Source organism: Pantoea sp. SGAir0184, assembly GCF_043544755.1.
Map to the genome: position 1 here is coordinate 2,515,053 of NZ_CP028050.1, position 12,699 is coordinate 2,527,751.

The 12,699-nt window shown below is 42.1% G+C and carries 12 protein-coding genes; 3 read left to right on the forward strand and 9 right to left on the reverse strand.

Going from position 1 to position 12,699, the window contains the following annotated elements:
- Positions 1-101: 101 nt before the first annotated feature.
- Positions 102-779 carry an EAL domain-containing protein gene (locus tag C1N60_RS11850; protein ID WP_394520879.1) on the reverse strand — a complete coding sequence of 226 codons (678 nt, stop codon included), beginning with the start codon at positions 777-779 and terminating at the stop codon, positions 102-104.
- A 520-nt stretch (positions 780-1,299) separates the two neighbouring features.
- Between C1N60_RS11850 and C1N60_RS11855 the strand changes: the two genes are divergently transcribed.
- Together C1N60_RS11855 and C1N60_RS11860 are read left to right on the forward strand one after the other, a co-directional pair.
- Positions 1,300-2,076: a DUF2971 domain-containing protein gene (locus tag C1N60_RS11855; protein ID WP_394520880.1), complete on the forward strand. Its 777-nt coding sequence runs from the start codon at positions 1,300-1,302 to the stop codon at positions 2,074-2,076.
- A 166-nt stretch (positions 2,077-2,242) separates the two neighbouring features.
- A complete protein-coding gene (locus C1N60_RS11860; protein ID WP_394520881.1) occupies positions 2,243-3,160 on the forward strand; it encodes a RipA family octameric membrane protein in 918 nt (305 codons plus the stop codon).
- 30 nt (positions 3,161-3,190) lie between these two features.
- On the opposite strand, the gene C1N60_RS11865 is transcribed toward C1N60_RS11860, so the two are convergent.
- The 7 genes from C1N60_RS11865 to C1N60_RS11895 all read right to left on the reverse strand — a co-directional run bounded on the left by C1N60_RS11865 (position 3,191) and on the right by C1N60_RS11895 (position 10,840).
- A complete protein-coding gene (locus C1N60_RS11865) occupies positions 3,191-3,811 on the reverse strand; it encodes a glycoside hydrolase family protein (RefSeq protein WP_394520882.1) in 621 nt (206 codons plus the stop codon).
- Complete coding sequence (locus C1N60_RS11870) at positions 3,789-3,989, reverse strand: hypothetical protein (RefSeq protein ID WP_394520883.1); 201 nt, start codon at positions 3,987-3,989, stop codon at positions 3,789-3,791. Before C1N60_RS11870 ends, C1N60_RS11865 begins: the two co-directional genes overlap by 23 nt.
- 102 nt (positions 3,990-4,091) lie before the next feature.
- Positions 4,092-4,364 carry a hypothetical protein gene (locus C1N60_RS11875; RefSeq protein ID WP_394520884.1) on the reverse strand — a complete coding sequence of 91 codons (273 nt, stop codon included), beginning with the start codon at positions 4,362-4,364 and terminating at the stop codon, positions 4,092-4,094.
- A 28-nt stretch (positions 4,365-4,392) separates the two neighbouring features.
- The gene (locus C1N60_RS11880) at positions 4,393-7,563 is read right to left on the reverse strand and encodes a hypothetical protein (protein ID WP_394520885.1); all 3,171 of its coding nucleotides are present in this window, start codon (positions 7,561-7,563) and stop codon (positions 4,393-4,395) included.
- 59 nt (positions 7,564-7,622) lie between these two features.
- On the reverse strand, positions 7,623-8,864 hold the full coding sequence (locus C1N60_RS11885; protein ID WP_394520886.1) for a hypothetical protein: 1,242 nt from the start codon (positions 8,862-8,864) through the stop codon (positions 7,623-7,625).
- 6 nt (positions 8,865-8,870) lie between these two features.
- Complete coding sequence (locus C1N60_RS11890) at positions 8,871-9,728, reverse strand: hypothetical protein (protein WP_394520887.1); 858 nt, start codon at positions 9,726-9,728, stop codon at positions 8,871-8,873.
- Between the two features lie 14 nt (positions 9,729-9,742).
- On the reverse strand, positions 9,743-10,840 hold the full coding sequence (locus C1N60_RS11895; protein ID WP_394520888.1) for a tail fiber domain-containing protein: 1,098 nt from the start codon (positions 10,838-10,840) through the stop codon (positions 9,743-9,745).
- Positions 10,841-10,877: 37 nt separating this feature from the next.
- Here C1N60_RS11895 and C1N60_RS11900 point away from each other — a divergent pair.
- Positions 10,878-12,025 (forward strand): IS3 family transposase gene (locus tag C1N60_RS11900; RefSeq protein ID WP_394520889.1). Its coding sequence is split into 2 segments (ribosomal slippage): positions 10,878-11,115 and positions 11,115-12,025, totalling 1,149 coding nucleotides; the frame shifts between segments, so codons are not numbered across the junction.
- A 15-nt stretch (positions 12,026-12,040) separates the two neighbouring features.
- Here C1N60_RS11900 and C1N60_RS11905 read toward each other — a convergent pair.
- The gene (locus tag C1N60_RS11905; RefSeq protein WP_394520890.1) at positions 12,041-12,688 is read right to left on the reverse strand and encodes a hypothetical protein; all 648 of its coding nucleotides are present in this window, start codon (positions 12,686-12,688) and stop codon (positions 12,041-12,043) included.
- Positions 12,689-12,699: the final 11 nt, after the last annotated feature.

Genomic DNA, 12,699 nt, shown 5'->3' on the forward strand with positions numbered 1-12,699 from the left:
AAATTTTAGTGGGTAAGCTTACTATGACAAACCAGTTACTTTTACGAAATCAACGCTATCATCCATTTATTTAAAAAGATTTCAACTACCTCTTATAGTAGTTAAAGTAAAGATGCAACTTTTGATAATGGCATTGAGCGATACAGATAACCTTGAACTCCCCATACATCAGCCTCTTTCAAAATCACTAACTCACCCTTCTGTTCTACACCTTCGATGATGATGCGATCACAGTAACACTTGATGTTCTTGATCAGAGTAATGAATGTTGGCTTCTGTACTTCATGGCGATAGAAGGCTTTATCAAGTTTGATTGTGTGATAGCAGCCTGTCGTGAGTGCTGCCAGGTTAGCCCGCCCTGCACCTAAATCATCAAGAAATAGATCATTACCGTTGGCGATAAGCTTTTTCAGTAGAGGTTCATTGATACCGTACTCTAAGCCTTCAAAATCTTCAGAAATCTCGATACGCACAAAATCATTCAAGCCTGCCAGCCATTCGACTAACTCACGGTCATACGCACATAACCGTGCTTGATGCCGATCAACGTTGAGAGAGCAAAACAAACCATAGTCCCTGAACCAAGACGCGGCGATCTGAATCTCTGTAAGTTGCTGAATCAGTAGTTGCCGCTTCTGCTCTATCGGCATTGCCAGTATGTAGTACTTACTATCAAGTACTGGCATATCTGCATGATGGAACTTAGTCAGTAGTTCTACCCCTAAAAGCTTTCCGTCAGTACTCATTACTGGTTCTGCAAAGAAGGTTTTATTGATCATTCTTGTTATCTCTTTTTTTGGTAAGAGATCAATTATTGATCATTTTTAGTTGTTACCCTTGATCATTAAGTGCTTGATATTGATCATTTTTATCGGTTTTTAGCAGTTTTGCTTGTTGAAGCAGATATACTTAGCAATACTGTACGAATGAACAGTACTTTGTTGGGGGGAAAGTAAAATGGCTATCATTGAGATGAGTGGTAAAACTATTGTGTATTGTCAGAAAGGAGATGTTTTCATCGGCTACAAAACTGAGCTACACGGCTGTTACGGGGTTTTCGAAAGCTACACAACCCCATGTTTTTACTGGATTGTCTTCGTTTTCTCACATCACGTAGAATTTATAATAAACACGCCAATGTACATAGATGATGCGTTCAGAATCGTTCAGGAACATGGTACGAGTACATATGCAGTACGCGAAACACATAGTATGATGTTTGAGGATATGGATAACTTCGATTATTAGCATTAGATAATAAACTAAATCAAAAATCATAATAACTTGGATGTAATTAAAATGATTAAATTTTATCAGTATAGATCAGCAGCAATTACCGAATTAACAATACGAGAAAGTACATTAAAATTTACGAACCCAATGGATTTTAATGATCCGCTGGATTTTCACCCTACCGTACCGATTGAAGGATTTAATAAGTTTGTAAAAAGAATCAACGGACTGTATGGTGAGGGTCGCAAAAAACACAAAGTAGGACATAAGCAAAGGACAACTCACCTATCAAACTTACGTTCTGATGAATTTAGACGTACTTATACTAAGAATTTTTCAGTGGCTTGTTTTAGCAAATCACCTTTTATATTACCTATGTGGGCACATTATGCTGATGACCATAAAGGTTGTGTTATTGAATTTACATTCGAAGAGAGTGAAGAACTTTTCAATGAGTACTTTAATCTTCAACCTGGTGAAGACTTTGCAACGTTAGTACCATTGGATGTAATTTACTCGAATGATAGACCACCTCTATTTGATAATAATGGCCTTACTGACTCACATATTACAGGACTTAACTCATGCTTAGTTAAAGCAAAAGCATGGGAATATGAGCAGGAAGTTAGAGTAATTAAAAAGAAAAAGTCAGGAATCTACAAATTTGATAGAAATCAGATTACAGGCGTTTACTTTGGTATGAAAATTGACAAAGACAAGAAAAAAATACTATCAAAGTTAATTGACGATTCTAACAATTACACAGACACAAAAATAAAGAAGCATGATATTAAAATCGCATTCGATAAATTCGAGCTATCTAACGTCCCTTTCCGATTATGATTGAGAGAGAATTACAAAGTGTGTTGCCCATATACGGTTTGCAGAACACTCTCCCAGTTTTGGGGTATGGACAACACATTAATAATTTTACAGATTTCTATAGATTTGTCACCTCTCTTGAAGCTAAGATTAGGAATTACCTCTGTGGTTACAAAGGATTAGTGACATGAATTTATTAGATTTATTGTTTCCACCTAAGAAAGATGATACTGAAAGCCCTCACTCCAGATTTGATAGTGATGAAGCACAAGCCTACTTCAAGGATCCATCAGTTAATTCATATATAAAAAAGCTACTTAGATGTGAAGGTAAAGACTATCTAACTAATGGAGATATGGAAAAACTTAAAGAAGCTTATGAAAAAGCACATGACATCAGAAAGTTTGAAATAGATCTTTATTGGAAAAGAACAACGTATATATGGACACTTGTTGCTGCTCTAATTACTATATGCGGCGTAGCTGTTACGGCACTTTATAGGCTCAAAGATGATCCTGAAAAAATGGCTTCACTACTTATCGGAACGGATGCAATTGCCATATTTGGCAGCGTTATCACTATAATATCTTCAAAGATTTTAATAAGCGGAGAATACTGGCAAAAAAACTGGGAGTTCCATGTTAACATCCTTGAGCCATTCTTTAGCGGTTCATTATACAGTACACACTTATATAATAATAAATCCAAAAGATATTCAATAGCAACACTGAATAAATCTTTTTATCTTGCAGTACAGTGCATATGGTTTATTTTAATAATCGCCAACACAGTAATTCTTCTTAAAACAGTTGATATTTTGGTCGCTTGGTTAAGTGCAATTATCATAGTGGTTACATTAATGGGTTTTTCTGAATTTATTGCATGGTTAACTCAGAGTGAAGATAAGAACACACAACTTATAATGTCACAGTCATCAACAACTATATCTACGATGACTTTAGTCATTGACAATAGACAATCTCCAGAAGAATCTGGCTTCAAAAAACCCTTATTAAATAACAGCTCAATACTGAAAGCATTCCTCCTTGTGGGCATCATCTTCTTTATAATTGGTAGCATTGCATTATTAAAGACAATTGTATAAAAAAAGGGATACCTTATGGTATCCCCTCTTCTACTTCCCGAATTTGTGTATATAGCTCTGAATCTCTTCTTTATCCGTCATAGTACCGGCAAGTAGCTCACTCTCCATTAAACGTCTTGTGTACAGCCCGTAGCACAGCTTGTTAGGCTTACCGTGAAGATACTGAGAGCAATCATAATAGTACTTACCATTTCTGTGTTCCCAACGGCCTTTAGAGTAATCAGGCTTCTTCTGAGAGACGTAACGCCATTGCAGTACTGCCTTACTTGCTTGTGCATAGTTACCTTCTGCAAGCCGCTTTTTTACTGTACTGCTATTCGCTGCGTTTATACCTGCGTTATATGCAAAATCCAGAAAACCTACAGTTGTTGAAACTGGCATTACTGGCAAGTTGTTCAGTACTACTATGTACTTATAAAGTGTCTTATCAAGCAGTACATCACATTCTTTCTTTGTATACTCTTTCTGTATGGCTTCTGTCATTTGTGGTACATAGCCATAACAAAGAGTCGTAATACCAACAGGATCTTTATACGGCGAGTAATTGCCGTTAGGATTCATTGATGGTAATCCTTCAAAGGTTACTACACTTGTTCCAAACAGAAGTATTACCCCTGCACTTATTCCCTTAATTGTGCTTTTTATATCCATCCATAGACTCCGTTTTTAATATCTTGAAGTCAGTTATATCAGTACAATCATGAATCTTTCCGTCCACTACTACACATTGAATATAACTAATTCCTTTCGGCTCTGCTTGTTTACTATTGTGTTCAAAGAACAGGACAGAACCGATAACGATAATAAGTGCGATAACAATCTTTTTCATAAAAACCTCTCATTAAGTTAAAAAATCAGGAAGGGAAGTTATTTTCCTTTCCTGATATTATTTAACGAATTAGTGCTAAAAAGAGGCTCAAATGAAATGAGTTTATTGTTCTTTTTTATCTTTGTAATACTTTCTGATTTTCTTGTACCATCCATATGAGAACTGTATGAACTTCACCAAATTCATCACGAACAAGAGTACTGCACCAATAGCGAGGATAATCGTAACCCATCCGCCTAATGTTACTCCTAAGAAAGCTAAGTTAGAGATTTGAGTACTTGTTATTGCTGCTGCAATGCCCTGATGTGTTAGTTGATCAGTGATACATGAACCGTATACTGTTATTGCTGTTATTACTTCTTTATCTGGTAGCATCCCTGCCCCCTGGTTAAAGGGGTAATCATTACCCCTGTAGTTTATTATTGTTATCCACTGAATCAAGGTAGGCATTAACCCCATCACTTAGCTTTGAACTATATGCCGGATCATTTAACCCCCTCCATCTTTGAACAAGTTTGTTATAATCGCCGCCATTTTCTGAATCTAAGATTTCAATGATCTTTTTGGCAATTGAGTTATATGTTTTTCTGAACGGTGGCGTACTACCCATAACGCCTTTCTTACCGTACCCAAAAGTAGGATCATCAGGACGTGCAGCCATTACTTTAGCTTGATCGATAAAGTTATTAGCGTACTCAAGTTCTTCACTGGTGAAGTACTGCGGGTAACGGGAAACCATATCCTGCATCAAACTACCGGTAATCTGAGCTGGGCCATAGGCAGTACTTGTACCACCTACAGTACTATCCGGTTGGCCTGTACGTATCCACGGATCTTTAAGCCCGCCAGTTTCAGCATGAACAATACCGTTATACAACGCCTCGTTACGTAAGCTGATTTCTGGTGCAGTACTTTTCTGTGCTTCAGCTTGCGGTACTTCTACAGGCTGAGGTACTTGAACAGGTTCAGATACTGATTGAGGCTGGCTTACAGGTTTTTTAGACTGAGTATCGATAGTACTTGCTCCACGTCCTAATGCCTCTGCTGCCTCCATACTGCCATCTATCACTCTCTGGATCATTGGTACGTTCTTACGTGCAAGAGCTTCCATATCCTTCTGAGAGAGAGAATTCCAGTACTGTACCGCTTGGTTGTATGTATCAATATCAGCCTGGCTTGCATTACTACCTGGTGCTGTAGTTTGAGATACACGTTGTGCCTGTAGCCGTTGCATCTCTTTTTCAGCAAGTACATCAGTCATGTTCTTGCCCTTACTACTTTTCAGATAGCTTTTGAGTGCTAACGATTCTTGTACTTTTGCAGCGTTATCTGGCTTAGTTAACCAGTCAATGTACTGGCTCGCCTTGCGGTTAGTACCTCGTAAGCCGTCTACCACGCCTTCAGTGATCGCTTTTCTGGCTCCTGCTCCTGCAAGATGACCAGCAACATATCCGACAGGGCCATGTAGGACTCCACCGAGTACGCCTGACGCCCAACCGATACCGCCGCCTAAGTTGCCGTACCAAAAAGTGTTGCCAGGATCTTTAGGTTTTGCACGTAGCTTAGTAATATCAGCAGCATCTGACAGGGCACTATTGATAGATTGCTGAACAGGTGCATTTGGTAATTTACTGCCAGCGGCAATGAGTTCATCTGAGGCATTACTTTGTACATCGGAGTTACGTAGTACTTTGGCAAGAGTACCAAAATTTATTTGACCAGAAGTTTCAGCTTTTTCTACTGCACGATTACGTACAGCAGTACTCAAGCCCTGTCCTAATTTCACCGCATTGTTACTTACTGCTGGACTATCATTAGTTGCAATGCGACCAAGTACAGAATCTTTTACGTTATTAGTATTAAATTCACCAGAAGTTGGATTGAAGAGTTTATTTTCAGCGGCCTGTTCATTAGGGTCATTGGCAATTTTACTTAGTACTGATTTCTTACCAATAGCATTTACACCATCACCATAAAACTCATCAGCTTCACGATATAAGCTACCGGCAGTAGGGTTAATACTACTAATAGTTGCATCAGCTTCCTGTTTCAACCCTGATAGTACTTCACGTATAGCATCTCTGCTTGTGTAATCGCCCTGACGAAATGCAATGTCTGCTTTATTAGTAAGTGTTCTCTTCCACTTATCCAAGTCTTGAATATTATGTAGATCGGCTTTGTTGAAGTTCTCCAGAGTTCTACGTACTTCAGGACTTAGATTCACATCACCCATGCGTTCGTTTTCATCAAGATGGTACTGTGCTACCTGCTTAGTACGTGGCATCTTGAGTTGTCCAATCTTAGCTTGATCCAGTAATTGCTGTGCTTCATTCGCCCGTGCTGTATAGAGCTTTGACGCCTCTTTATGAAAATCATTACCTAACGCAACGCCTGCATTTTGAAGCGTATCTGGTGAGACATTCACATCATCTATTGCACCTTTGATTGCATCGCCCGTATCAGTAGCCGCATTACGTTGTGACCAGATTGAATCATCTTTGTTGAGTGCCCTACGTTCAGCATTGATATAACGACTACCTGTATCGTTGAACACCTGAGAAGGTACAAGTAATGAGTTACCTGCATCATCAGTAGTTGCAGCAGTAAACGCCTTCTGTGCTTCAGCACGTGCAGTAGGATCTGCAATGTTACTTTGAGTAATGTTCTGTACTGTATCTGGATTCGTTTTATCGCCATATCTGCGTAACATGGCTGCATCTTTAGTGATACCAAGTGCAGGTATATCTAACCCTAAATCAGCCAGTTTGTTACCGATACCAGAACCTAATGCAGTTACGCCTTTCACAAGATAAGGTGCTGCTGCACCACCTGCTGCCCCAAATCCAGCACTTGTAGCCAGTTCACGGCCATTAAAAGCATCGCCAACAGTTTTATCACTTGCCGCTGCATCTGCTGCCTGACCTGCTAACGTACTTCCAGCGGTTAATGCAGCCCCGATACCCAAGCGTGCCAGTAGGGATGTGCCGCCTGTAACCGGTATTGTTGCTGCAAGTGTTGAGTATTCAGCTAAATCTTTTGCATCCTTACCCATTGCCAGACTACCCGCCAGATCAACTTCATCCATTGGGTACTGTTCAGGATTCTTAGCCTTCAATGCCTGAGCCTGCGGTAAGTACTCTTCTATCTGCTTCTTACGAGACTGGAACAGTTCTTCTTCATCTGGATTACGATTTTTACTTTTTAGTTCTTTGTACTGCCCTGCGTAATCAAAGCTTCCAGCACCTTCTAAAATTGCTGAATTTCTGTCAGAAAATTTTTGAAGTAGAGAACGATTATCAGCACCCGTTGGTGAACCTAATGATCCATCCGCTGCGGCCTGATGTAGTGCATTTTGAGCATTAACTAACTGAGCATCGATAGTACTGGCAGTATCAGAGGTAGGTAATGCATTTGCGGTAAAATCATTGTAGACAGTACTTACATCATCACCATTCTGTTCAACCTGTGGGCGAATTACTTTATTAAAATAATCTTCCGCAATTGCACGTTGTGTTTCAGGTGTCTCGTTTAGAAAATCCTGACTGTTTTTTATTTCTGACCATGACTTAGCCATATATTCACCTTATTATTAAAATTATTTTTAGGCGGCTATTAACCGCCTTTTCAGGATGATTAATAGCCGTACTTGGAACCGAAATTAGTACTGGAAGAATTGTATTTCGCAGGTGCAGCACTTACAGGTTGACCACGCTTAGTTGCGTTGAACTGTGTTGTATATGCCTGAATCTTTTCCAGTGAGTTCTGTAATGCTTCAGGAGAAGTTTTATCGAGACGGGGCATAGCTTTAAAGTACATATCCGCTTCGGCTTTGGTATTAATACCCGACGCTCCCATTGCTTTAGCATTAGCAACACCACCAGTTAACATATTACCGTCTATACGTTGTGCTGCTTTATATGCCTCACGTTCTGCATCAGAACCACGTAATGAACTGTTCCAGTCGGCTACAGTATCTGAGCGGCCTGCTACCTGACCGGTAAAGGTATCAACATTGCCTGCTTTGATAGCATCCTGAAGTTCTTTAATATCACCGCTCATCTGTGTTTCTGATGCACTTGGTAAACCACTTACTTCTTTGGCATCCAGTTGCTTTTGCATTTCTGGGCCTGCTGGCTTGTAACCTGTGAACTGACCTTTGCTGTTGAAGTTTGGTACTTGCCATACACCTGTACTGTCTTTCTTAGGTACGTATTCAGTACTGTCAGGCGTAACGTTACCTTGTGCCAGACGTTGTAGACGTGCAGCAGTTTGTTCTGTGACTCGTTGATCAGCTATAGAACGTTGGTTATCAATACGCTGAGTACCTAACTGTACCTGTGCCTGCTGCCACGGAGTTAGCTCTTGTTGTTTGAGTACTGAAGCATCACCAGTACTTTGATACTGCTGTACGCTGTCTGGTGTGTACTGGCGATACAGAGAATCACGGTATGCAGCCTTATCATTCCATGCCTGTTCTGCTTGTCTGTCTTCAAGCTGCTGTTGTCTTGCCAGCTTCTGCTGCTGAGTTCTGCTGATCTCCTGTCTACGCTCATCCATCGTCTGAGCGTATGCATTCAAACCACGCTCAAAACCACCCTGATCACCGGCAAGTGAACTACCAAATGCTGATGCAGATTGTAAGAACGCTGGATTGCTGAATAGGTTTGCAAGATTATCCAGAAAACCGCCAGAACTATTAGTACTTTGAGGCTGTTCATCCGTTGAAGTAGTTTGAGGTAAAACACTTTGTGCATTTAAATCGTAATCATTATTAACTGAGTTACCAATATTGTTAAATACGCTTAGTGCTTGTTGTTTATCCTCTGGAGTACTTTCAGGATTTTGACGTAGCCAATTATCAAATAATGAAGCCATATTTTATTATCTCCGAAATGGGTTAGTACTGTACTGATTTGTTCCCAAGGCCTGGTTTAGTAATTGTTGTGCCTGAGAATATGCAGTACTGGTAGGTGGCTGATAATTAAAACTGCCACTCTTTGTATGTAATGTTATTTGAGGTGCTTGTTGTTGCTGGTTCTGGTTTTGGCTTTGCTGAAGTCTGCTTATCCCTTGCTGGATAAGCTGCGGGTTAATACCAGAACTACCAGATGAACCAAGACCAGCACTAAAATCTGGAGCAATACCAGAACCTGCACCACCAAGTACGGTACTTTGAGTAGGTGCATAGCTGAGTGCTGATGTACCTGCACCTCCGGCGATACCCTGTGAACCTGTACCTGCCAGTACTGAGCTGGAAGAAGGTGCATAAGCCAATGAACTACCAGCAGCAGAAAAGGGAGTTGCAGATACTGAACCTGCACCGATACCACTCGCTCCCGCTGCACCTGAGAATGGCGTAGCAGATACGCCAGCACCAAAACCCGTCATACCTGATCCTGCTGAACCTACCCCAGCAGCACTACCAGTACCGGCTCCCGTTGATGCTGCACCACCTGCCGCCGTTCCAGCAGCCCCACCATAAGCACCGGCTGCCGCCCATCCTCCAAATATAGAAGCCACTACAGCCGCTGCTGTTTCTTGGGGGTGATCACCTACCCAACCTTTTATCCCAAAACCTTTTTGAAATAGATCCTGATCTTTATGCTCATTATGAGTATACAAATCAGTAAGTTCGTCCCAGCCCTTAGATGGATCGGTAACTAAGTCTTTACTGATTTTCACTGGATGAGATACAAGATCCCCTACCCGTTTACCAATTTCCCCTAAGAAGTTTCCCATGTGTAGTATCCTTCTTAAAGTTTGTTGTAATCGACGATTAGGAATCCAGTATTCGGATCTGTACTGACAGCTTCAGGTTTCTTCTTAAGTACTTCCTGTGCAATAACACCTCGTGCTGGCTGATTACCGGCAAGTTCTTTCCCGCGTTTAGTCCATTCCCATTCATAGACGTTGTGACCAGCTTCAGTACCTACTTTCCTGATATTTTTCTTCAGGCGTTTATCAGAGAAACCCTGATAGATTTGTGAAGCAGCCGCCCCGCCAGATAGTAATGAGTTGAACAGTGAAGAACCGCCAGGTTGAGTACTGGAACCAGAAGTAGTACCGCCTAAGCCAGCAATAGAGCCAGATACAGGTAAGTAGTACTGAGAAATGAGGTTAGCCAGGTAGTCACGATTACCAGTAGCATCAGTCTGTTGTTGTTGTTGAATGAGTGCAGATAGCTGAGAACTCTGTAGCTGTGGAGACAGACCATTCAGTACTGAAGACGCATAGTTACCACCCTGCGAGTACAACTGATTACCAGTACTGGCAGTGCCTGCAAGCCCTGCTAACTGCATGTTAGAGTTATTGCTTAAAGTATTAGCTGCGGTATTGATCGCGTTGTTGTATGCGTTGCCGGTTATGGTATTCGCGTTGTCTGCTTTCATCTGTGCAGCATCACGTGCAGCAATAGCCTGAGCCACGCCAGCACGAGATGAACCAGCGTTACCGCCAGCGACCGCATTACGATCAATGCCGGTAAAGGTTTGCTCATTGAGTGTGTTATCAATCTGACGGTTAGCAGCGTCGATCTGATTTTGTACTAAATCGTTGTTATAGAGACTCGATGCGGCATTTGCTATATCGCCAGTACTGTAACCAAGTCCACCATTTGCGGCATTCTGATAGCCAGATAATGCAGACTGTGCAGCACTGTTACCCTGACCAAGCAAACTGTTAGTAGTATTCGTTGCATCAGAACTTACACCGTTTAAACCTTGTAAGTACTGGCTATAGATTGAAGACAGATCACCAGTAGGTGAAATGTATCCTGTTTTTTGAGCCTGGTTATACCAATCACTAACATCACCTAAAATATCTTTGTGAATCGCCACGGCTTTAACAGACACCTCGGAGTCATTTAAGATGGCTTAAAGAGAGGTGCCCATGAGCGGTAAGCGTTATCCCGAAGAGTTTAAAATCGAAGCAGTCAAACAGGTTGTTGATCGCGGTCATTCTGTTTCCAGCGTTGCAACACGTCTCGATATCACCACCCACAGTCTTTACGCCTGGATAAAGAAGTACGGCCCGGACTCATCCACTAATAAAGAACAGTCAGATGCTCAGGCCGAGATCCGCCGACTCCAGAAAGAGCTGAAGCGGGTTACCGACGAGAGAGACATACTAAAAAAAGCCGCGGCGTACTTCGCAAAACTGTCCGACTGAGGTACGCCTTTATCCGCGACAACCGCCGTTGCTGGCCTGTTCGTTTGCTCTGTCGGGTTCTGGACGTCCATCCGAGTGGATTTTATGTCTGGCTTCAGCAGCCACATTCACAGCGTCACCAGGCAGACCAGATGCTGACCGGGCAGATCAAACAGTTCTGGCTTGCGTCTGGCTGCGTCTATGGTTATCGCAAGATCCATCTGGACCTGCGGGATAGCGGGCAGCAGTGCGGAGTGAACCGGGTCTGGCGGCTGATGAAGCGTGCCGGTATAAAAGCTCAGGTTGGGTACCGTAGCCCACGGGCACGTAAAGGCGAAGCCAGCATCGTGGTACCGAACAGGCTCCAGCGGCAGTTCAATCCGGACTCACCAGATGAGCGTTGGGTGACGGACATAACCTACATCCGAACTCACGAAGGCTGGCTGTATCTGGCCGTGGTGGTTGACCTGTTCTCCCGGAAAGTTGTCGGCTGGTCAATGCAACCCCGCATGACAAAAGAGATTGTCCTGAACGCATTATTAATGGCGGTGTGGAGGCGTAATCCTCAAAAACAGGTACTGGTTCATTCTGATCAGGGCAGTCAATACACGAGCCATGAGTGGCAATCGTTCCTGAAATCACACGGTCTGGAAGGCAGCATGAGTCGTCGCGGTAACTGTCACGACAACGCGGTTGCGGAAAGCTTTTTCCAGCTACTGAAACGCGAACGGATTAAGGAAAAGATCTACGGAACACGGGAAGAAGCCCGCAGTGATATTTTTGATTACATCGAAATGTTTTATAACAGTAAGCGTCGGCATGGCTCGAGCGATCAGATGCCACCAACTGAATACGAAAACAAATATTATCAACGGCTCGAAAGTGTCTAGATTATCCGTGGCGATTCAGTCAATGTCATACTGCTGACCGTCATTACTCCAATCAGTACTACCATCTGCTTTCAATGCCTGTACTGAAGCGTTGATAGCATCCCATGCAAGTTCACCTACAAAGGCAAAGGTAGCTTTATCGAGGTACTCACCAAAGTAAGGTGAACCATGCGGTACTTTGGTTAGACCATTTGTATAGGGAAGTAGTACACGTTTGAATCCAGAGTGTGTTGGTGATTCCCAATCGATAGGGTAATTTGCAAGTGATGGTTCCTTACCGTTGATGATCCAGTTACAGATATACATTCGTGGAATGTCTGGTACTGGTTCCTGATAGAAGTGGTCTATGTATGCCTGAAAAGTCTTCTTAGCCATATCAAGCTGCCATTCATCCCGAGTAGCCATGTATGCATAGCAATGACCAATAATCTGTAATGACTGTCCTTCTGTGGTAGCGTCTCCTCCAGGTTGTGCTTCTTGCATACTTGCTGCAATAAAATGACGGTTATTACTTAACACCATTTGTTCATTAAAAACATAGTGCTGTTTTCTACCATCGATGGTTTTACCCGTGTTTCTTTCAAGAAAGTACCTGTGCCCTCTTAAAAGTTGCAGTACATTACCAGAGGAATCTTTATCATTATCCCATATGCTATGTATCATATAACCCTCTT